Origin of the sequence: Streptomyces sp. NBC_00086, assembly GCF_026343255.1 — a bacterium.
Taxonomy (GTDB): domain Bacteria; phylum Actinomycetota; class Actinomycetes; order Streptomycetales; family Streptomycetaceae; genus Streptomyces.
The window spans coordinates 4,760,101-4,781,877 of record NZ_JAPELZ010000001.1; the positions used below are offsets into that span (position 1 = coordinate 4,760,101).

General features: G+C 67.4%; 20 protein-coding genes. 10 read left to right on the top strand and 10 right to left on the bottom strand.

Features of this window, described 5'->3' with window-relative positions:
- From OG276_RS21490 to OG276_RS21520, 7 genes are all read right to left on the bottom strand, one after another.
- The gene (locus OG276_RS21490) at positions 1-1,050 is read right to left on the bottom strand and encodes a CdaR family transcriptional regulator (protein ID WP_266907859.1); all 1,050 of its coding nucleotides are present in this window, start codon (positions 1,048-1,050) and stop codon (positions 1-3) included.
- Between the two features lie 231 nt (positions 1,051-1,281).
- Positions 1,282-1,830, bottom strand: a complete 549-nt coding sequence (locus OG276_RS21495; protein WP_266912984.1) for a DM13 domain-containing protein — start codon at positions 1,828-1,830, stop codon at positions 1,282-1,284.
- Positions 1,831-1,970: 140 nt separating this feature from the next.
- Positions 1,971-2,147, bottom strand: a complete 177-nt coding sequence (locus OG276_RS21500; RefSeq protein ID WP_266907860.1) for a hypothetical protein — start codon at positions 2,145-2,147, stop codon at positions 1,971-1,973.
- 90 nt (positions 2,148-2,237) lie between these two features.
- The gene (locus OG276_RS21505; protein WP_266907861.1) at positions 2,238-3,698 is read right to left on the bottom strand and encodes a vanadium-dependent haloperoxidase; all 1,461 of its coding nucleotides are present in this window, start codon (positions 3,696-3,698) and stop codon (positions 2,238-2,240) included.
- Positions 3,699-4,513: 815 nt separating this feature from the next.
- On the bottom strand, positions 4,514-5,536 hold the full coding sequence (locus OG276_RS21510; RefSeq protein ID WP_266907862.1) for a 3-oxoacyl-ACP synthase III family protein: 1,023 nt from the start codon (positions 5,534-5,536) through the stop codon (positions 4,514-4,516).
- Between the two features lie 75 nt (positions 5,537-5,611).
- Positions 5,612-6,280, bottom strand: coding sequence for an HAD family phosphatase (locus OG276_RS21515; protein ID WP_266907863.1), 669 nt, complete (start codon positions 6,278-6,280; stop codon positions 5,612-5,614).
- Between the two features lie 38 nt (positions 6,281-6,318).
- Positions 6,319-7,407: a ScbA/BarX family gamma-butyrolactone biosynthesis protein gene (locus OG276_RS21520; protein ID WP_266907864.1), complete on the bottom strand. Its 1,089-nt coding sequence runs from the start codon at positions 7,405-7,407 to the stop codon at positions 6,319-6,321.
- A gap of 274 nt (positions 7,408-7,681) precedes the next feature.
- Between OG276_RS21520 and OG276_RS21525 the strand changes: the two genes are divergently transcribed.
- The 6 genes from OG276_RS21525 (at position 7,682) to OG276_RS21550 (ending at position 12,717) form a co-directional block, all read left to right on the top strand.
- Positions 7,682-8,302: a hypothetical protein gene (locus OG276_RS21525; protein ID WP_266907865.1), complete on the top strand. Its 621-nt coding sequence runs from the start codon at positions 7,682-7,684 to the stop codon at positions 8,300-8,302.
- 64 nt (positions 8,303-8,366) lie between these two features.
- The gene (locus tag OG276_RS21530) at positions 8,367-9,572 is read left to right on the top strand and encodes an MFS transporter (RefSeq protein ID WP_266912986.1); all 1,206 of its coding nucleotides are present in this window, start codon (positions 8,367-8,369) and stop codon (positions 9,570-9,572) included.
- The gene (locus OG276_RS21535) at positions 9,569-10,435 is read left to right on the top strand and encodes a hypothetical protein (protein WP_266907866.1); all 867 of its coding nucleotides are present in this window, start codon (positions 9,569-9,571) and stop codon (positions 10,433-10,435) included. Before OG276_RS21530 ends, OG276_RS21535 begins: the two co-directional genes overlap by 4 nt.
- A 26-nt stretch (positions 10,436-10,461) precedes the next feature.
- Entirely contained in the window at positions 10,462-11,439 is a 978-nt protein-coding gene (locus OG276_RS21540) for a DMT family transporter (protein ID WP_266907867.1), read from the top strand.
- A 12-nt stretch (positions 11,440-11,451) separates the two neighbouring features.
- A complete protein-coding gene (locus tag OG276_RS21545) occupies positions 11,452-12,024 on the top strand; it encodes a DoxX family membrane protein (RefSeq protein ID WP_266907868.1) in 573 nt (190 codons plus the stop codon).
- Between the two features lie 147 nt (positions 12,025-12,171).
- A complete protein-coding gene (locus tag OG276_RS21550) occupies positions 12,172-12,717 on the top strand; it encodes a carboxymuconolactone decarboxylase family protein (protein WP_266907869.1) in 546 nt (181 codons plus the stop codon).
- 67 nt (positions 12,718-12,784) lie between these two features.
- On the opposite strand, the gene OG276_RS21555 is transcribed toward OG276_RS21550, so the two are convergent.
- Positions 12,785-13,687 (bottom strand): SMP-30/gluconolactonase/LRE family protein, encoded by a 903-nt coding sequence (locus OG276_RS21555; RefSeq protein WP_266907870.1) that lies wholly within the window; start codon positions 13,685-13,687, stop codon positions 12,785-12,787.
- 238 nt (positions 13,688-13,925) lie between these two features.
- Between OG276_RS21555 and OG276_RS21560 the strand changes: the two genes are divergently transcribed.
- Both OG276_RS21560 and OG276_RS21565 read left to right on the top strand, forming a co-directional pair.
- Positions 13,926-15,134 (top strand): transposase, encoded by a 1,209-nt coding sequence (locus OG276_RS21560; protein ID WP_266907871.1) that lies wholly within the window; start codon positions 13,926-13,928, stop codon positions 15,132-15,134.
- A gap of 388 nt (positions 15,135-15,522) precedes the next feature.
- Positions 15,523-17,037: a vanadium-dependent haloperoxidase gene (locus OG276_RS21565; protein WP_266907872.1), complete on the top strand. Its 1,515-nt coding sequence runs from the start codon at positions 15,523-15,525 to the stop codon at positions 17,035-17,037.
- Between the two features lie 218 nt (positions 17,038-17,255).
- Here OG276_RS21565 and OG276_RS21570 read toward each other — a convergent pair whose 3' ends face one another.
- The gene (locus OG276_RS21570) at positions 17,256-17,720 is read right to left on the bottom strand and encodes a MarR family winged helix-turn-helix transcriptional regulator (protein WP_266907873.1); all 465 of its coding nucleotides are present in this window, start codon (positions 17,718-17,720) and stop codon (positions 17,256-17,258) included.
- Positions 17,721-18,173: 453 nt separating this feature from the next.
- On the bottom strand, positions 18,174-19,157 hold the full coding sequence (locus OG276_RS21575; RefSeq protein WP_266907874.1) for an aldo/keto reductase: 984 nt from the start codon (positions 19,155-19,157) through the stop codon (positions 18,174-18,176).
- A gap of 394 nt (positions 19,158-19,551) precedes the next feature.
- Between OG276_RS21575 and OG276_RS21580 the strand changes: the two genes are divergently transcribed.
- Together OG276_RS21580 and OG276_RS21585 are read left to right on the top strand one after the other, a co-directional pair.
- A complete protein-coding gene (locus OG276_RS21580) occupies positions 19,552-20,823 on the top strand; it encodes a hypothetical protein (RefSeq protein ID WP_266907875.1) in 1,272 nt (423 codons plus the stop codon).
- A 711-nt stretch (positions 20,824-21,534) separates the two neighbouring features.
- Positions 21,535-21,726 (top strand): hypothetical protein, encoded by a 192-nt coding sequence (locus OG276_RS21585; protein ID WP_266907876.1) that lies wholly within the window; start codon positions 21,535-21,537, stop codon positions 21,724-21,726.
- Positions 21,727-21,777 lie beyond the last annotated feature (51 nt).

Below are 21,777 nucleotides of genomic sequence, written 5' to 3' on the forward strand. Positions count from 1 at the left end.
TCAGGCCTCGCCGTCCGGCCAGCCCAGCAGGCGGGCGCCGATCACGGCGGTCTGGAGCGTGTAGCGGTTCAGTGGGTCGGCCGGATCGGCGCCGGTCCGGGTGTGGATGCGGTCCAGCCGGTATGTCAGCGCCCGCACGCTGAGGGAGAGGCGTCGGGCCGCCTCTGTCGACACACAGCCGCTGTCGAAGTACGCGGTGAGGGTGTCGAGCAGCGGCTGGGCGCCGCCCCGGGCCTTGCGGAGCGGGCCCAGGGTGGTCTCGACCAGGTCGGCCATGGCCTGCCGGTCCCGGGTCAGCACCGGGAAGACGAGCAGGTCGACGGCGTGGAGCACCGGCCCGTCCAGGCCCATCCGGCGGGCGAGGTCGAGCGCGTTGAGGGCTTCCTCGTAGGAGTGGACGACCCCGCCCGCTCCCGGGTGTGGCCGGCCGATCGCGACACGGCCCCCGTCCGTGGCCGCGTAGGCCCGCTTGGCGAAGTAGGACAGGACCTCGGGCTGGTCCCCGGGGGCCACGCAGATCAGCCGGCCGTCCTTGGTGGTCAGCAGGATCTGCCGGCCCGGGAAGCGGGCGAGGACCGCCGACTCGATGCCGCGCGCCACCTGATAGCCGTCGCCGTACGGTTCGGGACCGGTGGCCACCGCGACCGCGTGGGACTGCGACAGGCGCAGCCCGAAGCGCTCGGCCCGCTCGGCCAGCCGGCCCAAGTCGCTGCCACCGTAGAGCAGGTCGTCGATGAACTCTCTGCGGGCCGCCTCCTCCTGCCGGACGGCCTGGTGCTGGGCCCGTTCGTAGCCCCCGACGAAGGCGTCCACGGCCTGCTCGACGGCCGCCAGGAGCGGGCCCGGCTCCGGGAGGGGCCGCACGGCCTGGGCTGCGGCAAGGTGATCGCGTATCAGGGCACGGAGCGGGAGTCCGGCCTCAGCCGCCCGCTCCCCTTCCGCGCGGCGTGACTCCAGCTCGGCGCGGGTCAGCCGGCGGCCCGTGGCGCAGGCATGCAAGAGCGTCTCGGCATACCCCGCGAGATGGTTCTCCGGTGTCTGTGATTCCACCACGGTCTTCCCCCGATCCTGACGCGTCCGTGACGCGCCCTTGACGCGGGGACAAGGGTGACATGTATCCGGACGGCTCCTCGCGACCGGCATCAGGGCGGCGTAAAGATTGCCGGTCACCGGCAATGCGCATCGGCGCACCGCGCGGAGAGAATCAGGGCACGGGGGATGGCCAGCGCGGCCCGGATGCCGAACTGCGGAAGCGGGGGGCGGTATCCGGGCGGCGCTGGGTTACACGGTCGCCAGGGCAGCCGCGCCGAAGGAGACGTCGAAGCGGTCGCACCAGATGGTGACGCTGCCGTAGTCGGCCAGGTTCACGTCGGTGGGGATTTCGTAGTTCTGGTCGCCCTTGTTGCCCTTGAGTTTGCCCAGGCTGACGTACTTGCCGTCGTCGAAGACGGACCAGCCCGCCTCGCCCTCCTTCACCGGGGCGTCGGTGAGCCAGACCCGCAGGTCCGGGCCGTTGCTGGTGTCGAGGTTCTCCAGGCGCAGGGTGCGGGAGCCGTCGGGGAGCCGGATGATCTTCGCGGTGCCGGTGGTGGTGTGCTCGTGGCTGATCAGGGTGCCCTGGGCCAAGGTCTGCGGGCCGGCCGGAGCGCTCGGGGCCGTCGCCGTCGCCGGGGTCGTGGGTGAGCGGGTTGGCCCGGGTGCGGCTGTGGACGGGGAGGCCGCCGGGAGGGACTCGTGAACGGTCGCGTCCTGCCACAGCTTCCACGGCTGGAACCAGTACAGGCCTACGCCCAGCACCAGCGTCGCCGCGACCGTCACCGCGGCCCACAGCCGGCCGCGTCGTTTCGTCTCCGTCACCGCGGATGCCTCTCGTCGTTGGTCCGTCGCCTGAATTCAACGCGACCGGATCGCAGCCTCACCAGCTCCGGCCCGGTGACGAAAGCCTTGCGGCTGGGCCCCGGACCTTGTGGTCATCGCTGCCTGGAGGAGGCCCACACCGCTGCCGCAACCGCCAAGGCGAGCGCCCCGAGGGCCATGGCCATCGGGCCGGGTCCCGGGTGCATGTACAGCAGCCCGCCGGCGGCGGTGAGCACCGTGCCGAAGGCGAAGAGCGGCGAGACGGGCCCGGTCCGGGAACGGCGGGTCATAGGGGTTTCTCCTGGCGGGGAGGGAGGGGCGGTGGCCCCAGGCTCCCATGCGGCGGGGCGGGGGTACAGAGCCCCCGCCCGCCGTTCAGGTCACAGGGTGCGGAGCTTGGTGCTGAAGACCTGGGCGGCGACCTGGTCGCCGAGGATCAGACCGTCGATGGCGTCCCACGGGTAGTGGACGCCGAGCCAGATGCGGCTGTCGGCGTCCTCCTTGGCGGCGGCGCTGAAGCTGGTGAAGTGGCGGGTCTTGACCGGAGCGTTCGGCTCGTCGGTGGTGAGGTCGAAGGCGATGGTGTCGGTGTTGAAGTAGCGCTTCATGATGCCCGCCCAGGCAGCGCCGAAGGAGGCGTGGCCGGAGACGTAGGCAGGGAAGCACGGGTTGACGTTGACCCCGTCCTTGTTCTTCAGGAGGGGCTTCCACTGCGGGTCGAGGCCACCCTCGCGGATCGCGGAGACGGGCCGCCACAGGTCGATCGGGGTGGAGAACTTCGCGTCGCGCACGGCTATGCCCGTGTCGGCGAGGGCGATCGAGACGAGCGCGAAGAGCTTGGCGTTGGCGTACGTGCTCAGGCCCCGGGCCTTGGAGACCTCACGGGTGGCCTGGAGCATGTGGCCCGGCGGCTTGTACGTCCCGTCGTTGTCGTTGGCCCAGAACCAGGCCGCGTTGAACTGGTCCGCGGTCCGGTTGATCACCGGCGTGGCGGCGGTGGGGGCGGCCGCGCCGGCGTTCCGTACGGCTGCGACCTGCGCCTTGTACTCGGGGCTCGCCACGAGGTTCTCGTACGTGCCGTACTGCGCGAGCGTGGTGGGCCGGAACTGCGAGCCCGAGCTCAGGGAGAACGGCTTGACCTGCCCCCAGACCGGGTTGACGGCATTGCCGTCCGAGGCGCACTTGGGGTCCGGCATGTCGGGATAGTTGCCTGTGGGCCGCCAGGCCCCCGACCTCGTGTTCTCGCTGGTGTAGCCCTGCGTGTTCTCCGAGCCGTCGCCTGCGCGGGCGTTCATCATCTGGTTGACCATCCCGCTGACGACGGTGATGTCCAGAAGATCGCCACTGGTCGGGTCGGTCCCGAAGCGCTCCTTGAAGCGCTTGTCGAGGTAGGCCGTGAAGTCGGGGGCGTTCTTGTTGGGCCGGTTCACGCCGTAGAGATTGAGCAGGATGTTGTACGCGGTGCGGCCGATGACGCGTTCCTCCTCGTCCGGCCCCTCGACCCAGCCCGCGTAGGCCGCCGCGTGGATGTAGGCCGCGGAGGTCATCTGGCCCTTCCACTTGGCCTGGTACGAGCTCTCCGCGTCCCAGATCGCGCCGTTCATCATCGCGGCCGCGCGCGCCATCGGGACCGGGCCACCCTCGACCTGCCTGAAGACACCCTGGAGGACGTCGTTCCAGTAGTGGACGGGGTCGGCTATCGACTGGGTCGGCAGCGCCGCCTCGGCGCGCTGGGGGCTCGCGGCGAGGATGGAACCGGTGGCGGCGAGGACGACGCCGGCCGCCAGCGTGCGGCGCCAGATCGTACTGCGGGGTCTGGTGGTGCGGACGTTCTCGGGCATGGCTCGACTCCCCCTGATCACAGGCATCTTGATCTCCACGAGAGGTGGCGGCGTGATCATGCGTCAAGGTGCGCCAGAGTGCTTGTAGAAAACGGCAAGGCTCCGCGGAATGACCGGCCCCGCCCGCGTGGCGGCGCAATCTCGCTCCTGGTCGAATCGTCTATGTCAGCTCTTCGACTGCTTCAGAAGCGGCTACCGGCCGGCCAAAGGCCGGCTGGCTTTGCCAGTGACAGCTGGGTCTGGCGCAGATTGTGGGCAGGGGTCGCGAAGCGTGGTGCACGGCGCCAGTTCTCTGGGGTTTGAACCAGTTGTGATGGTGTGGCTCGCTGGCTCGGGCGTTCCGTTCTCGTGCAGCAGCTCGCCGACACGTACGGTTCGCCGCCTGGCACAGTCGGCGCGGGAACAGCGCGCACCGCGCGACCTGGACGCCATCCGCTGACAGGTGGAGAAGGCCGGCCCCGACAGGTACCTGAGGGACCGGCCAACTCGGCGTCGTGCGGGTGGTGGCACGGGACCTACCGCCGCCACCTGGCTAGCCCGCGGAGTCCGGGGGAGTTCCCACAGGGCTCGTCTCCTGTTGGTCGTTGATCGGGGCTTCGAGGCCCCACCGGGCGTGGTCTCGTAGCAGCGAGGCACGTGCGACGTCCGCGAAGACGCTCTCCCATGCGACCACAGCCCAGGCCGCGGAGGGCTCGCCGGCGAAGTGAAGTCCGTCAAGGGGGGTGTGCCGGGGCCGGGCAGCGGGTTGGTTCCCAGGGGCTTGTCTCTCGTGTTCCACGGGTTCTCCAGAGGGTGTAGGCGAGGTGGGAGCCGGATCAGCCCGTGAGGAGCAGAGGCTCTCGCTGAAGGGCGGCGCGGGAGTGAGCGGTTGGCGCCCAGCGAAGAAGGACTGATCCGACACTCATGCCCCCGCCGAAGCCGGACAGGAGCACCACGTCGCCTTCGCCGATCAGGCCCTGGCGGTGTACCAGGTCGAGGGTGATCGGTACCGATCCGGAGCCGGTGTTTCCGTATCGCTTCAGGGCGAGATGGAGGTCGGCGTTGTTCAGGTCGAGATCGGGCCAGACCTCGGTGAGCATGACGCCATTCGCCTGGTGGGGGATGAAGTGGTCGACTTCGCTCGTGGATATGCCGGCCTTGGCAAGCAGCTGGTGGAGCGCTGTCGGCAGGTTTTCGTGCACGAAGCCGCGTACGCCTCGGCCGTCCATGCGGAAGAAGTGCTGGCCTGCCTCCACCGTTTTGGCGGTGGCGGGTATCCGGCTGCCTCCCGCGGGCACGCTGATCAGCCGGTGCTGGTCTCCCCGGGTGATCAGGCCTGTCTCGAGCACTCCAAGCCCCTTGTCCACAGGGCCGAGGACCACTGCCCCTGCGCCGTCCCCGAAGAGGATGCAGGTCTTGCGGTCGGTGTAGTCGAGGATGCGGGAGTAGATGTCCACGCCGATGACCAGGCCGTATTCGCCTTCCGGCTGTCCGCTGAGCATCCGCTCGGCCACGGTGAGCGCATAGACGAATCCGCTGCACACGGCGTTGACGTCAAACGCGGACGCGTTCGTGGCGCCGATAAGACCTTGGACGATGCTGGCCGTCGCGGGCTGAGGGTGATCGGGCGTCGACGTGGCGAGGACGATGAACGACAGCTGCTCGGGGCGCAGGCCCGCCTGGGCCAACGCGTTGCGCGCGGCGTGGGCCGCGAGGTCGGAAGTCGCCTCGTGGTCGGCGGCTCGTCTGCGCTCGTGGATGCCGGTCTTGCGGACGATCCATTCCGGAGTCACTCCGGCGGTGCCGCCGATCTCCTCGTTGGTCACCACGGTGGTCGGGACGTAGGAGCCGGTGCTCACGATTCCGATGGAACTCACGGTTACTCCTCAATCCGTGACGTGCCCGCCCGTAGGCGGGACGTCACAGCGGGCGGGCTAGCGGACAACGGCAGGGGCGAGTCGGCGCCATCCCGAGCGATCGGCGTGGCCGGCAAGGACTTCGTCGTCGCCGACCACCACTGGATGCCCCACGGCGCGCAGCATCGACAGATCGCTGATGTGGTCGCCGTACGCCGTCGAAGAGGCGAGGTCGATCTCCAGTACCGAGGCGGCGGCCCGTACGACGCGGCCCTTGGTGGCGCCGATCATCGGGGTCAGGACCTCGCCAGTGAACTGTCCGCGGTGGATCAGCGGGCGCGTGCCGTACGCCCGGTCCGCGCCAAGCCAGGTGCTGATGGGGTCCAGGCACGCGAAGAACGACCCGGAGATGAGCAGGACGCGCTCATTCGCTTCCTGGTGTCTGTGTAGTTCGGCGACCGTCTCGGGGAGGAAGAGGCCTTCCTCCAACTCGTGCTCGAACCACAACAGGCCCGCAGTGGTCACCTGGCGCACATTCTCGCCGGCATAGAACTTGTAGTAGGCGCGGTTGATGGACTCGCGGGGGACCCCGAGCTTGGCAGCCGACTGCAGCTCCCCGTTCAGGCGCTGGTACGTGCTGTCCGGCTCGCCCCGCATCCTGAGGTAGAACTCCAGGAACCGGAACATGCTCTTGACCCTGATGAGGGTCTCGTCCACATCGAAAAACGCGGCAGTGCGCAGCGTCATGACGCCCTTGCTCCTGTCAGGTAGGGGGCTGGCGGTGGTCAACGGCCCTGCAGGCGGCCGAGCGAGAGGCTGAACTTGCTGATCGGCTCTCCCCCCTGCAGCGCGGTCAGGTTCACGACGAGCTGTTCCGCGAGATCACGCGAGGCGAGGGCATCGGACTGCAACGGGCCGCCCTGCGTGTAGTAGATCTCGGGCTCGCCGCGCCGGCTCTCGATGAAGGCACTCATCGTGGTCTTCTCGTCGAGCTCGCCGAAGCGGGTGAAGACGACGCTCAGGTCCGTCATGAGCGTCCTTGCGGCGGAGATCCCACACAAGTCCAGAGCAGCGAACAGGGCGAGCTGTCGCGCCGCTTCCGCGAGCACCATGCCCGGGATGTGGTCCTGCGGGTGGTCGAACATGCTCGGGTGCCCGCTGGGGAGGTGCAGCGAGGCCGTCGCGACGTCCCCCGACGTGTCCGCGTCGAGCAGGACGACGTTCTCAGGGGCGGCCCGTCCGACAAGGGAAGGGGCGACGAGGGACCCCGTAATCTGGGACAGGGGGGAGGCCGAGGACGGCAGGGCGCGACCGTTCCGGTTGCTCGTACGGAGTCTGAGGTAGCTCTCGGGGCTCTTGAACCGGAGGCCCACGGAAGCCTGTCCGATCATGACCCCGTCCACGGACAGCCTGATCTCGTAGTCAAGGCCTGTCGCGCGCCCGTCCCGGAGCTTGACGTTCCCGGTCTGTATGTCCATCCGGACGGCGAAGACGGAGTCGCCCACCGTGGTGAGCTCCGGGTGCGCGAGGTGGATCCGCAGGTGCGTGAGGATGAATTTGTGGTCCTGCGGCACCCCGAAGAACTCGTGCGCTCCGGCCAGCGCGGCCTGGCGGGCGGCCTCGAGCAGCAGGATCGGGTCGTACGTGTTCGGGCGCAGCAGGTGGTCGCCGTAGTAGGCGTGCGAACGCGGGAGCTGCGCGGCGGCGATGTAACCCCCGGGTGCGACAGCCGGCTGAAGGTCGGTCACGAAGACCTCGCCGAGAGAGTCGCGGTGTACCAGTCGGCGGTCAACGGTGCGCTCGAAGGACAGCGCACTGTCCGGCTGCGGAGTTGATTTGCCCGTGCGGATCGAATCGATCGAAACAGTCGTCATGGATGGCCACTCCCGGTGAAGTCAGCGCTCGGTGAAGGTTCGACGGCGTCCAAGGCCGGCGGCGTGCTTCATGGAGCAGCGAGGCACGTCAGCCTTGTATAGATCAGATCTCTTATATCTGTCAAAGGTCAGATGGTCCAGGCGGGATGGCTATCCATCGGCAGTCGCACCTCCTGATGAGATCCGCTTGTTCTCAACTCTCGGATGTTGCTATGGTCTCTGCCAGACCTAAGATCTCTTATAGTCTTGAGACATCGAACCGAAGGAGCTGCTCATGCCCGCCAACGCCCTCGTGGTGACCGAGGTCCTCGTCGACGAGTCCGCTGTTGACGCTGCCGTTGAGGTGTGGCGCAAGCACAACGCCGCCCACCCCGTCGAGGGCCGCACCCTCTACCGAGGACTGGAGGACAACTCACTCCTGGAGCTGCTGCCCGTCGCGGGTGTGGACGCCGTCCCAGCCCTCCAGGAGGAGTGGCGGACGCTGTGGACCGAGCTGACGCCGATGCTTGCCACTGATTTCCGCCGCCAGGTGCTCGAGTTCGTGGAAGCACCGAAGTCCACCGATGACCTGCTGCCCGACACGAAGTACCTGCAGATGCGCCATGTCGAGGTGAAGCCCCCGGTGTTCGAGGCCTACCGGGAGTGGCGGGACCAGACGATCTTCGAGGTCGTCCGCGGTGCCGACGAGGTCGAGGTGTTCCTCGCCTACCACTCGGTGCTGAGCACCGAACCCGGGGTCATGTTCGTGTCCGGATTCAACGTCGACCCTGCCCAGTACACGGCCGTGTTCACCGACGAGCGCTACCAGGAGATCGTCCGTCAGGCCGGCGACCGCTACATCACCGGCGGTGAGCGGGGTCTCTACACCAAGATCTACGCCCGCATCGAGGGCTGATCCGCGTCGACGGATCGCCGGAGGAGAGGCAGATATGCCGGCACACAACCGGTCCGAACGCAGAATGCAGTTGAGGGCACCGGCCATTGGAGCCGTGTCCACGTGCCTGGTCGTCGCTACCGTCTACATGACTCAGCCGATCTTCCCGCAGATCGCACAGTCACTCCGCGTGGAGCCGGTGGACGCACGTCTTGCGTTCTTCTTCGTGAGCCTGGCGTATTCACTCTCCTTCTTCGTCTTCGGTCCTCTGTCCGACCGGATCCAGGCGAAGTCCCTGGCGGTGTGGGGAACAGCGGCGCTCGTCGTACTGCTCGTGGGCGCCTCCCAGGCGGGCAGTTTCGCTGTCCTGGTTGCGGCCCTCGCCGCCGCCGGGGTCGCTGCCGCGGCCGTGCCGGCGGCCACGCTCGCCCTGATGCCCCGCATCGCGCCACCAGGGACAGCCGGCACCTACTTCGGGATCGTCATCGCGGCTTCGGTCGCCGGTATCACCGTGGGGCGCTCGGCCACGGGCCTGGTGGCGGGCTGGCTGGGATGGCGCCAAGCCATCCTGCTCCTCGCGCTACTCAACGCCGCGTGCCTCATCGCTCTGGCCTTCCTGCCACGGACGGAATTGCCTCATGCCGGGGGCAGGGCCGTCAGGCAGGCCTACGGGCAGGCGCTGGGGATGTTCGGGCAACCGAAGGTGGCTCGCCTGCTCGGCGTCGGTGCCTTGCTGTTCTTCGGCTACCTTGGCGCGGTCACCTTCCTCACCTTCCGGCTCGCCGCCGAACCGTTCGGCCTCGGCGCTTCGGCCATTGGCCTGGTGAGTGCGATCGGCCTGGCGGCCCTGTTCGGTGCCCCTTTGTCCGGGGCGATGATTCCGCGACTCGGTGCCCGGCGCGTGGTCCTCCTCGGTCTGCCCACAGCACTCGCGGGAATTCTCGTCCTGGCCGTCGCCGGAAGCACGCCCCTCGTTGCTGCCGGTCTGCTTCTGGTCTTCCTCGGCGTCTTCTCCTGCCAACCCGCGGTCCTCGTGCTGCTCGCCGCCGTCGTACCGGAGCGCAACCGCGGAAGTGCCTCCTCCAGCTACATGCTCAGCTGCCTCTGCTCGGGAAGCCTCTCGACGATGGCGATGGGACCGGTGTGGACGGCCTACGGCTGGCCCGGCGTGGTCACGACGGCATGCGTGGCAATCGTCGCCGCGGTGCTTCTCGCGCTGTTGGCCACGCGCCGGGAATCCCCCGCCGCTTCAACTACGCACAACGATTCAGTACAGACAAGCAGTAAGTGAGGGTCACGATGGGCCAGGTCCGCAACTACGAGCTCAGCCTTACCACTCAGGGGCCGACCTACCCGCCCAGCGAGGTGATGGACGGAGACGGCAACTTCATCGTCATCGGCCGCGTGAACCGCACCGGCTCCGATGGGCGGACCCGCTCCGACTGGGGCGCGGCGATCGTGGCCGCGGACAGTCCTGTGCCGCCCTTCGGCGAGAACCACCCGTACACCATCGTCAAGGAACTCCCGCTGAACCCGGACGAGCTGTCGGCTGAGGATCGCGCCCGCGTACTGCACACGCTTCCGCTGCCGCTTCCCTGCGCGAACTACCCCATGGTCTTCGCACCCGAGCAGTGCCCGGACTCGGACCTGGTACGCCGGCCCAGCTACCCCTTCCACGCCGTACCCATTCCCGACCTCCGCCCGGAAGACGGACCGAAGGTGACCACGCCGATCACCCTCGGCCAGTGGGTACGAGCCCGCGGGCAGCTCGAAGTCAGCGTGACCGATGACGAGCGCGCGGCCCAGTTCTTCTTCGAGTTCAGTGACCTCATCCCCAACAGCGTCTACACGATCATGTCGCTGCGTGAGCACGACCTCGACCCGGCCGGACCCACACGGCCCGGGCCTCTGGGAGTGCCGAACGTATTCGTGACGGACGAGGCCGGCAACTCCACCTACAGGGCAGTCATGCCCAACCCGTTCCCGGCCCCTGGCACCCCTGATGCCAACCGCATCATCAACATCGTCGTCCTCTGGATGAGCTACCAGCAGAGCTACGGCGGAGCCATCGGCTGGTTCGGGCTCGGCGGCGACATCCACGCCCAACTGAAGCTGCCGACAGCCAGCTTCCAGGAATTCATCACCGTCCCGTAGTCACGAGTCCCAAGAGAGGAAATGACGTGGCCAGGTCCAAGACAGCTGGAGGCGTCGTTGGCGGCGTCATCAACGCGCTCGCCGGTGGCGGCATGTTCGCGGTGGCCAAATCCGGGTTCGACCACCTGGATCCCTTTCATCTGGTGGCCGCCCGCTTCGCCGTGGCCGCGATCGTCTTCGTGGCGCTGCTGGCCATGAAGGAGGGCATCAGCGCCCTCAGGTTCGACGGGCGGATCCTGAAGATCTGGTGGCTCGGGACGATCGGCTTCGCCGGGTTCAACCTGTTCGTGTACGTCGGACTCCAGACCATCCCGTCGCAGAGTTCCGCGCTCGTGATCGCGACCATGCCGGCCCTCACCGTGCTCGCGATCTGGGCACGGAGCAAGAAGCGCCCGCATGCGGCGACCCTCGGCTTCGTCGCGCTCGCCCTCTTCGGCGTCGCCTTGGTCCTGGGCAACGGAAACCCGCTGAGCGTGGTGACGGGTGGCGTCGGCTTCGGCGGACTGCTCACCCTGGTCGGCGCGGCCGGCTGGGTGATCTACAGCACGGGTGCCGCGGCCAACTTCCCGGATTGGTCCCCGCTGCGCTACACGACCCTGACCTGTCTGCTCGGCACCGTCAGCATCCTGGTGATCACCGCCGTCTCCTCCCTGGCCGGCTGGATACCCAGCGCGGAGTTCGAGGACTACACCGCCTCCTGGTGGCAGATCCTGTACATGGCCATTCCCGCCAGCGTCATCGCGATGCTCGGCTGGTTCACCGCGATCCGCGACCTCGGGCCCGCCAACGGAGCCCTGTTCGTGAATCTGGTCCCCGTGACGGCTTTCGTCGTGCAGGCGTTCCTCGGCCATGTGCCCACCGGCCCCGAGATCGCCGGCATCTGCCTTGTCCTCGGCGCCCTGATTGCATCGAACTTCCACTCCCGGAGCCGCACCGCCAAGGCTGCCGCTGCAGCCGGGCAGCCGCAGCCGATCGACTCCATCCCCGTACCCGCCGGTAAATAGGAGGAGAGACAGATGACACGCACCACTCGACTCCGCGAACGAATACGCCGTACGTCGGAGGCGTTCGCCAGCACCTACCAGCGTCGCAGCCCGGCCGTGCTCAGGATCAGCGTGGGCGTGCTCTTCCTGTGGTTCGGAGTGCTGAAGTTCTCCCCGGCGATGAGCCCGGCCGAGGACATCGCCATCCACGCCATGAGCGTCATGACTTTCGACGCCGTTCCCCCCGAGGTCACCCGGCCGCTGCTCGCGGTGATGGAGGTCGCCATCGGACTGGGACTGGTGACCGGAGTGCTGCTCCGCCTGGCTCTCACGGTGTTCTTCGTCCACATGGCAGGAGTCTTCGCCACCCTGGTGCTGCTGCCGGACGAGGTGTGGTCCACGACGCCCTTCGTCCCCACGATGGACGGTCAGTACATCATCAAGAACATCGTCCTCATCGCTGCCTGCCTCACCGTCGCGACGGCGCATGTGCAGGTTCGCCCCTCCTCGGACGACATTCAGGCCGAACCCCTGGTGATGCCGGCCGAGTCCGTTGAAGGGGCCGCTGCCTCCCAGCCCGTGGCAGCCGGCACGGGCGTCCGATAACGCCCGATCTTCGGCCCGCACCCCTTGGTGCGCCGAACCCATGACCTCCCCTGTCGCCCATGGCGCGGCTTCGTGCTGCCTTCAAACGGTGCAGCAGGGCTGGATTTCACATATCCGCAGATACGAGCACAACGAAAGGTACCCATCATGAGCAGGGTTCAGATGATCCAGCCGGCCGAGGCCCAGGGCGAGTTCAAGGACGCCCTCGACACCGTCCAGAAGGGGATGGGAGTCGTCCCCAACCTGGCCAAGGCGCTGGCGAACTCTCCCGCTGTCCTCAAGGCCTACCTCGCTCTCTCCGGTGCGGTCGGCGCGGGTCTGGCGGCCCCCATCCGCGAGCGCATCGCCCTGGCCACGGCCGAGCACAACGGTTGCGACTACTGCCTGTCGGCGCACAGCTACATCGCGGCCAACGCAGCCAAGCTTCCCGCGGCCGAGATCGAGGCCGCGCGTGAGGCGAAGTCCGAGTCGGCCGAGGCTCAGGCCGTACTGACGTTCACCCAGTCCGTGCTGAAGAACCGTGGTGCGGTGACGGACGGTGAGCTCCAGGCGGTCCGTGACGCGGGGTTCGGTGACAAGGAGATCGTGGACATCGTCTTCTCCATTTCCCTGAACATCCTCACGAACTACTTCAACCACGTCGCGGAGCTGGACATCGACTTCCCCGTCGTCCACGCGCACCCGCACAGCTGACATCCCAGCACTGAGGGCCCGCGCCTCCGGAAGGAGGCGCGGGCCCTCAGTCATGTTCGGCGTCGTCTCACATGCCGCGGACCTCGGCGACCGTGAACGGTGCGTCCGGAACACCTGGGCCGATGGGCCCGCCCTTGTCGAACTGTGACCGCACCACGTACAGCCGTCCGTGCCGGCGGACAAGCGTGGTGGGGATCTGCAGACTGGGGTCGGTGAGCTGCTTCTCCATGGTCGCCGCCATGCCGTCGCCGGCCACCCGCAAGCGGCTGAGTGTGTTGTTCGCGTAGTGCGCGACCCAGAGGGATCCGTCCTCCATGTGCATGCCGTCCCCGTAGCGAAGCGTCGCACCGTGCAGCTCGACCTTGTGAACCGCACCAGTGGCGACGTCGAGGCGGTAGAGATCGCCGGCCGCCGAGTCCACGGTGAGGAGGAAGCGGCCGGAGGGGTCCGCCTCGATTCCGTTGAGGGTGATCGTGCCGGCCGGTTGGGGCGCGACGGTACCGGACAGGTCGTACGCCGGGGCCAGCTGGCCTCCAGCACCGCCTGCCTCAGCGGCCTGCTTCACCTGCGAGGGCGTGACCTTGTAGACCAGCGCTCTGGTGGAGTCGGTCAGGTACCCGGTGCCGTCCGTCGCTATATCCAAGTCGTTGACGAGGGACGTTTCCGGAGTCGGGGATACGAACCGGGCGACGCGCTCGCGGGTACCGGTGTCGTAAAGCGTGACCCCGGCCGGGTCGATGACCCACAGCCGGCCCTGCTGGTCGACCTTGACCCCGATGGCCTTTGCGCGGCCGTCGGCCCCTGCCGGGAGGAACACCTCCGCGATTGCCTGTCCCGGAGCGGAGCGGTACACGGCGCCGGTGCCGAAGGAACCGACGTAGAGGTCCCCATTGCGGGCATCGGCTGCGATCCCCTCGGGGTAGACACGATCGCCGGGAAGAGCGAACGCCGTGACCACCGGCCGTGTCATTGCCTCGGCCGTCTCATAGGCGTCGATCGCGCTGGCAGTGGCCGGTAGCGACAGCAGTCCGGCGAGGGCGAGTCCAGCAGCAGCTAGGGGTCGGAGTGCTTGTGTGAACTGCACGTTTGCCTCGTCTCTCTCAATGGGCATCGCAATACAGATGACTGTAAGAAGTCTTACATAGATCTGACCCTTGATATAGGTTGGCGGCGCACGTACAGCCACTGCGGAGGGGGATGTGAAGGGGATGGACGCGAGACGCCTGCGATCTGCGACCCGGGAGCCGTGGGCGGAGTTCGCCACCGGCTTCTCACGACGGATGCTCGCCTCGCTACCGCGAAGTGATCAGCGCTTGAAGGGTGAGAGGTACATATCGGGACTCTTGTCCGTGCCCGGTCGCAAGACGATGCGATCCATCGCCGCCTGCGGCGGCGGAGGGGCGGCTGAGCAGAGCGTGCACCACTTCATCAGCAAGTCCTCATGGGACTGGCTGCAGGTGCGGCAGACCCTCGGCCGGAATCTCGACCGGGTTGTCCGCCCCCAGGCGTGGGTGGTGCACCCCATGGCCATCCCCAAGTGGGGCCGTCACAGCGTCGGCGTCCAAGAGTCCTACGTGGCACAGCTGGGACGCGTCGTGAACAGCCAGCAGGCGTACGGTCTCTGGCTCGCGAACGAGGATGTGAGCGCTCCGGTCAACTGGCGGCTCGTACTGCCTCCCGGTTGGCTGAGTGACGAACAGCGACGCAGGCGCGCCGAGATACCGGAGGACCTTGCGGTCGCCAGCGCCGACCAGACGATCGTCAATGCCGTGCGCGAGGTTGCCGAGGGGTGGGGTCTGGAGCGGCGGCCGGTGGTGCTTGACGGTCGTCAGGCGACGGACGCATCGGCGATCGCCGATGCGCTGTGTCGTCTAGGCATCCCGTTCGTCATGCGGATCAACGGTTCCACCCCTCTGGTGCCCGGAGACCTGGCCGCTGTGGGGGATCGTGCAGATCGCCACGTCGAGGCGTGGCGCCTCATGCAGCGTGTCCGCAGGGCTGCCCTTCCCGTCCGGTGGCTGGAGTCCGAATCCGCCCAGGCTGCGGACTGCGTCCTGGTGGCCCGGACGGGCGTGGTCCTGCCCTGGTCGACCACGACCGCCGGAACGGGGCCCAGGCGTCGGCCTTTGGCGCTTGTCGGTACCTGGAGGGGGGCAGGCGGGGTTCCCGATGAGCTCTGGCTCTCGAATCTGCTTGCGTCGCGTGCCGGCGACCTGCTGCGCCTGGGGCGGCTCATCGGCCGTGTGGAGGCCGACTCGGGGGCCGTCGCAGAGAGGGTGGGCATCAAGGACTTCGAGGGAAGATGCTTCGGCGGCTGGCACCGTCACCTCACGCTGTGCTCGGTCGCCCACGCCATCGTCACGCTGTCATCCACTTCTGCCGGCACCGCTGTTGACGGGGGATTGCTGAGCGCCTGACGCGACATACCGGTCAGTAGACGAGGGGCGGCACCGGCAGGTGCCGCCCCTCGTTTCATGCGCGCAGACACTCGGCCACGGACACCTGACAAAGAACAAGCAGTTCCCGCAGGGGCCTCAAGCGGGACCATCCTGATTCGGATACCCATCAGAGACCGGATTGTTTGGGTAACTTGTCCTCTTAATACGCGATTTGAGACGAGGAACCGACCGCTCCGGAGAACGTCGCAATCTCAAATCCTGGGATTTGAGGGCCTGTTGGCGACACTCGGTAAGCGGTCGAGTGCCTCCGTCCTTGCCTATGTTGATCTCACCGAACACGACAGCGACCAGTAGCCGGTAGCCAGCGGGGCAGGCCAGTCGTCGCGAATTCCTCCCGGGAGACACCATGAGTCTTGCCATGAAGTCGATCCGCCGCGGACGGCGCGCCGGTATCTCGGCCGCCGTTGCGGCCGCGCTGCTGGGCACGGTCGCCATCACCGGCAGCGGTACCGCCTCCGCGGCGACCTCCGTGGATGCCACCGCGGCCGCCTCGGAGTCCTCCGAGGCCGCGCAGGGCGGGGACAACCTCGTCATCCAGTGGAACAAGATGGCGTACGACGCCTCGGTGAAGACGGCTGCGAAGACCAACGGCCTGAAGCGCCCGCCGCTCGGCAGCCGCGTGTACGCCACCGTCCACTCCTGCATATACGACGCCTGGGCCGCGTACGACTACAAGGCGGTCGGGACTCAGCTGGGCGACGACCTGCGTCAGCCCTTCTACAAGCGGACCCTGGCCAACCGAAAGGCTGCGATCAATTACGCGGCCTACGATGCGCTGAACTACCTCTTCCCCGACTTCAAGGCCGACTTCGACGCCAAGCTGACGGCCCTCGGCTACGACCCGGCCAACACGGTGCGGGACACCAAGACCCCGGCCGGCGTGGCGCACACGGCCTGCGACGCCGTGATCGCGGTCCGGAAGGTGGACGGCTCCAACCAGGACAACAACTACGCCGACACCACCGGGTACACGCCGTTCAATCCGCCGCAGGACCTCGCCGCGTTCGACAAGTCGAAGATCGTGGACCCGAACCGCTGGACCCCGCTCACCAACAACGGTGTCACCCCCACGTTCGCCACCCCGCAGTGGGGCGGCATCACGCCGTTCGCCATCAACAACGCGGCCGACTTCCTGCCGCCCGCGCCGCCGACCTACGGCAGCGCCGCCTCCCAGGCGGACATCAAGAAGCTGATGGACGTCAACGCCAACCTGACGGACCGTGAGAAGGTCATCGCCGAGTACTGGCTGGAGCGCTCGGAGACCCCGACCGGTCACCAGAACCAGTGGGCCCAGTTCATCTCGAACCGTGACGACCACACCCTCAGCGATGACGTGAAGATGTTCTTCACGCTCAACCTGGCGATGGGTGACTCCGGCATCGTCGCCTGGAAGAGCAAGGAGCACTTCGACTACTCGCGGCCGATCACGATGATCCGCTACGACCAGTCGGGCAAGACGGTTCAGGGCTACGGTGGCCCGGGTAAGGGCACCCAGACGATCGACGGCGCTGCCTGGAAGCCGTATGTCACGACCCCCGCCTTCGCCTCGTACGTCTCCGGACACGCGGTATGGGGTGCGGCGGCAGCCGAGTCCCTGAAGCTGTGGACCGGCAGCGACAAGTTCGGCGACTCCTTCACCTTCAAGGCCGGCGCGTCCACCTTCGAGCCCGGCCAGACGCCGGCCGCGGACGTGACGCTGAAGTGGGACACGCTGAGTGAGGCGGCGGCCGAAGACGGCATGTCCCGGATCTACGGCGGCGTGCACTGGACCTTCGACAACCTCGAGGGCCAGAACGTGGGACGGAACGTGGCCAAGGCCACTTACGACAAGGCGATGCAGTACATCAACGGCACTGCCTGATCCGAACGTGAGCCCGCCCCCTTGTGGGGGCGGGCTCGTGCCGTCCGGGCCGGCGCTCAGGCCAACGGGTATCCCCCGTACCTGCGGCCGGGAGCCTGCGGCCCGGATGTGAAAAGAGTGAAGACCTCGCCCTGAAGGGCGAGGTCTTCACTGCGTTGTGAACCATCGACTAGCTGGCGGTCATGTCGGGACGGGCGATGCGGTGCCCTGCCCAACCGTCAACGGGTGGGCGTCTTGCGGGGGCCCTTGCCGCCGGCCTTCGCGAGGGCCGCGGAACATCGCTGGAGGCGGCCGATGAGCTCCTCTGCCTCCTCGGTGCTGAACTCTTCCGTCAGAAGGAGCTCAACCTCGACCACGGACTCATCGGCCTTGGACAGCAGGCTCTGGCCCGTCCGGGTCAGGCGAGCCTCCAGGATGTGGCTGTGCACAGGGTGAGGTTTGCGTTCGACCAGACTTCTGCCTTCCAGGGTCGCCAACACGGACGACATCGTCTGGGGCGTCACCATGCACCGCCGGGCCAGAACGGCGCCGGACAGGCCGGGTTCCTGGGAAAGGGCCAGTAGCACGCTGTATTGAGGGACATTGAGCTTGAACGGCCGCAAGCTTGTGTGCTTGGCGGCGATCAGTTCTTGCTCCACCCGCTTTAGGTGGTGTCCGAGTCGCTGGTCGATGGGGAGCCGCATGGATACACCTTAATGTCAGGTGTCTTATCTGTATACGAGGCCGAGCATTTGTGGCTTGATCGGAATCTCTGATGCCGCATCACTCAGGGTTACCCTCAGTGAGTATGTTGAGACGATCGGTGCGATGCTGGCCAGCCTCTCAATCCCGTACCCGGTGATCGCCCCACCCCCCTTGCAGTGCCTTCCCGGGCGAAGCGCCCTCCAGGCCTGGGCGGGTACGGGCCTACGCGCGCCCGCGTGGCACAGGTAGCCCTGTGGGCCAGGCGTCGGCAGGCCCGAGGCGCCGGTGTCGCATCATCGAGCGAATCATTTCCGCACAGTGACGAGGGCTTTAAAGGATGGGGCCGCAGGCGGCGGAAATTCGCCTTTGACTTTGAGTCCACTTCATCAAGTCTCAAGCGAAAGGCGAGTGCTCTTCGAGCACCCGCCCTTCGTCACGTCATTCGCCAGCGGTTATCCGTTGGACAGCTTGAGTGACGCTTCACCGTACCGAGGCCCAGCGGTCACGCCCAGGGAGAATATGTGCGACAGCTCATTTGTCACATCCTCGGTCAGCTCGATGGCGGCAGAGGCAGAATTCTCCTCCAAGTAGGAGATCCGCTTGGTCCCGGGGATCGGCACCACATCCCGGCCCTGATGCAGCAGCCAGGCCAGCGCGACCTGGACGGGTGAGTGACCGAGGCGCTCGGCGACGGAGTTGAGCCGACGCGCCAGCTCGAGATTCTTCTGGAGGTTCTCTCCCTGGTACCGGGGGTCGTGGTGCCGGTAGTCGTCCGCGGGAAGTTCGTCCAGGGATGTGATCGAGCCCGAGAGGAAGCCCCGGCCGGCGGGGGACCACGGGATCAGGCCGATCCCGAGTTCCCGGGCGGCAGGCAGGACGTCCTCCTCGATCCCGCGCTCCCAGAGGGACCACTCACTCTGCAGCGCCGCCACGGGGTGCACAGCATGGGCGCGGCGAAGAGTCTCCGCGCTGACCTCGGACAGTCCGATGTATCGCACCTTCCCGGCATGGACCAGCTCGGCCATGGCTCCTACGGTTTCCTCGACGGGGACGTTCCGGTCGCGGCGGTGCAGGTAGTACAGATCGATGTAGTCGGTATTCAGGCGCCTGAGTGACGCTTCGCAGGCTTCGGCAACGTACTCGGGCGTGCCGTTCACGCCGCCCGGGATGCCGCTGTCTCGCATCGTGAAGCCGAACTTCGTGGCAAGCACCGCCTCGCCGCGCCGGCCGGCCAGGGCCCGCCCGACGAGCTCTTCGTTGTGGCCTCCGCCGTAGATGTCCGCAGTGTCAAGAAATGTTGTACCGATGTCGAGCGCGCGTCGGATGGTTGCGATGGACGTCTCCTCCCCGGCGCTCCCGTACACATGGGACATCCCCATGCAGCCGAGGCCGACGGCGGACACCTCGAGGTCGCTTCCCAGGGTGCGGGTCTGCATGCATGCCTCCATCATTCGTGATCGTATAGATGTACGATCTCTTATCCTATGCCTTCGGGTGGCGAAGGGGTAGGGTGCCGCGCCGTCAGGCATCTCAGGATTTGAGATAGGGGTGGATTCTTCGCTTTGAATTCACGGTCGGGGCAGGTCGTTCGGAATTAGTCTTTCCGCTTGGTGTGGCCGAAAACCCTATGCTCGCGACGGTCGGCACTGTTCGGGGATGGTCCAGTTTCGCCTGATGGAGCCGAAATCGCCTGTCGGTGGTAAGTCATTGACATGGGCCTGGCTGCGGATTTAAATAGACTCGCGGCCGGGGGGCGGATGGGATGAATCCATCTGGTTTGGAGTGACCTCGGTCACATCCTGCTGGCTATACCCCGAGAGGTCCGCCGATATGACAAAGACCGCGGGGCCAACCCCGTCGATCGGTCGAAGTCCTGCCCCGCGCGAGCTCGAGGACATGCTGCGCACGGCGGCGAACATTTCCTCGCTCCGCGGGAAGTACGCAGACCTTCTCCAAGCCGCCCGCCCGCTGGACCTGTCAGAGGTGCCGGTCCTGACCCAGGCCGAGTACCACGAAACGGTCCGCCTGCTGCTCGAAGACCCGCGACACCGACAGGGTGCCATCCTCTCGGCCGGTGGTGGCACGCTGGCTCACCCCGAGCTCAGCATGCTCCCCGACGACATGTTCGCACCGCAGCTGCTGGAGCAGTGGAGGCCGCTGGACGGCGGGGACGTCGTAGCGAACCTCTTCCCGGCTGGCCGACTGCAGTCGGCCTTCCATTTCTTCAACGTGTACGCGGCTCTCTGCGGTGCTACCACCGTGCCCATCGGCCACCTCAACGACGACGAACTCGGTCAGTGGCTCGACTTCCTCGAGAACCGGGGCGTCACCGCACTCGCGGCGCCGTCGGCCGTCATCGCCCGAGTGGTGCGGATGGCCATGGCTTCGGGGCGCTCACTGCCCTGGCTGCGCAAGCTGCTGCTGAGCAGCGTCGGAGATGTGACCGCTACGGCTGAGCTCGTCGCCCGGCACCTGCCGAACGCCGAGATCTGGGGTCTGTACTGCTCGCCTGCTTCTGGCCCGATCGGCCACAACACGCCCGCGTGCTCGCCGGACACCTTCCACGTCCTGCCGCACCAGTACGTGGAGCTGGACGAGGAGCGGTTCCTCGTCACCAATACTCACCGCGAGTCGACCTTCCCGCTCCTCCGGTTCCAGACGGGTGGGCTGGGCGAGATGGCAGCGTGTGCGTGCGGCATCGCCGAGCCGGCCATCCGGGTGCAGGGCCATTCCGGAGCGAGTTTGACCTTCCGTGGCCGCACCCTCGCCGCCGAGGAACTGGTATCGCTGGCGTGCGCGGAAGAGGAAGTGGCGGAAGCTCAGGCGACCCTGGTCAACCAGGGCACGGCCGACGAGCAGCTCTGCCTGTCCGTGCGGCTGCACCCTGACGTCCCAGCTGACCAGTACACCTGCGGCTGGATCCAGAGTCAGATCCTCGGTAACCACATGACCCTGCGGGGTGCCGTGGACGAGGCGCCGGGGTCCTTCGAGGTCGTCGCGGTGGAGCGCTTGTCCGGCGCCACGATGGTCGGCGGCGCTCCGCTCCTCGTTATTGCCGAGCAGGTTCCCGAGGCCTTGTTCGACTACGAAGAGGCCAGCTGAAAGGCTGTTGAATCCCACGGCTGGCCGGCGTCGGCGGGTCGGGCCGTGAGTTCTGAGGTGGCGGGCCCGGCCGGCTGCGCATGCTCCGGTATACCCGGGGCAGCCAGGTCCGGTTCGCGCTTCCGCCGGACGAGCGCAAAGATCGCCTCGTTCACCGCCATTGGATGAGGCGCCCCGACCTCGCGCACCGCTGCGACCGCCCACCTCATCCAGTCTCCGGCCCGGTACGAGGCGGCGTCCAACCCGAGCAGGGGTCAAGAACAGCCCCTCCTTCCCCGCCGCCCGCCGATGCCCCGTAGACGTCCTGCCTTCGAGCAGGACGTCTCTCCCGGCCACCTTCGTGTCGCACTCGAGGCGTTCCGCGTCCGTGGTGGCCGCACGCCGTGCACATTCGGCTTGGCCCCGCACCCAATCCTCGACCTCAGGCCCGGCCGGGAGATCGGAGGCTGCGAGGGTCCGTGCCAGGTCGGTGACGCTGGGGGTGCCCTCGGCCATTCTGCTGGCAGTGCCGTACAGCCGGCAGGAGACGCTCGGCTCCTCGCCAGCAGTGGCGAACGGATCGACGCCGTCCATAAGGACAGTGGGTGAGCTGGGCCATCCCCGACTCGGCGGCCCGGTTTCGTCGGACACCTCGACGGATCGCCACCACCCTCGACACCCTCACCACCGCCCAGCCTTTATCGAGCCCGCTGTGGCCCCGGCGGCCAGCACATGCAGGTCGCCCTCATCCACGAGCAACTCGCCGTCCTCGCCGGAACCTCCCGGGAGACCTTGCTCCGCCATGCCCGCGGCCGCATCGCCGTCCTCGACGCCGAGCGGCTCAAGGGCGCGGCGGGCTGGCGTGGCTCCCGCGCGCCCGGTGCCCGGCATTATGAGCCCGAGCTGCTCGCCCGTGCGGTGTGATGGCGGCCATCCAGAACGGCGTCATGCCGACCCCGCACCGATCAGGGGTGC

What these genes read in the sequence shown, in the direction of transcription:
- OG276_RS21585 (WP_266907876.1), top strand. Translation starts at nt 21,535, where the DNA reads ATGCAGGTCGCCCTCATCCACGAGCAACTCGCCGTCCTCGCCGGAACC.
- OG276_RS21565 (WP_266907872.1), top strand. Translation starts at nt 15,523, where the DNA reads ATGAGTCTTGCCATGAAGTCGATCCGCCGCGGACGGCGCGCCGGTATC.
- OG276_RS21580 (WP_266907875.1), top strand. Translation starts at nt 19,552, where the DNA reads ATGACAAAGACCGCGGGGCCAACCCCGTCGATCGGTCGAAGTCCTGCC.
- OG276_RS21530 (WP_266912986.1), top strand. Translation starts at nt 8,367, where the DNA reads ATGCAGTTGAGGGCACCGGCCATTGGAGCCGTGTCCACGTGCCTGGTC.
- OG276_RS21550 (WP_266907869.1), top strand. Translation starts at nt 12,172, where the DNA reads ATGAGCAGGGTTCAGATGATCCAGCCGGCCGAGGCCCAGGGCGAGTTC.
- OG276_RS21545 (WP_266907868.1), top strand. Translation starts at nt 11,452, where the DNA reads ATGACACGCACCACTCGACTCCGCGAACGAATACGCCGTACGTCGGAG.
- OG276_RS21570 (WP_266907873.1), bottom strand. Translation starts at nt 17,720, where the DNA reads ATGCGGCTCCCCATCGACCAGCGACTCGGACACCACCTAAAGCGGGTG.
- OG276_RS21525 (WP_266907865.1), top strand. Translation starts at nt 7,682, where the DNA reads ATGCCCGCCAACGCCCTCGTGGTGACCGAGGTCCTCGTCGACGAGTCC.
- OG276_RS21500 (WP_266907860.1), bottom strand. Translation starts at nt 2,147, where the DNA reads ATGACCCGCCGTTCCCGGACCGGGCCCGTCTCGCCGCTCTTCGCCTTC.
- OG276_RS21575 (WP_266907874.1), bottom strand. Translation starts at nt 19,157, where the DNA reads ATGCAGACCCGCACCCTGGGAAGCGACCTCGAGGTGTCCGCCGTCGGC.
- OG276_RS21505 (WP_266907861.1), bottom strand. Translation starts at nt 3,698, where the DNA reads ATGCCCGAGAACGTCCGCACCACCAGACCCCGCAGTACGATCTGGCGC.
- OG276_RS21520 (WP_266907864.1), bottom strand. Translation starts at nt 7,407, where the DNA reads ATGACGACTGTTTCGATCGATTCGATCCGCACGGGCAAATCAACTCCG.
- OG276_RS21555 (WP_266907870.1), bottom strand. Translation starts at nt 13,687, where the DNA reads ATGACACGGCCGGTGGTCACGGCGTTCGCTCTTCCCGGCGATCGTGTC.
- OG276_RS21560 (WP_266907871.1), top strand. Translation starts at nt 13,926, where the DNA reads ATGGACGCGAGACGCCTGCGATCTGCGACCCGGGAGCCGTGGGCGGAG.
- OG276_RS21515 (WP_266907863.1), bottom strand. Translation starts at nt 6,280, where the DNA reads ATGACGCTGCGCACTGCCGCGTTTTTCGATGTGGACGAGACCCTCATC.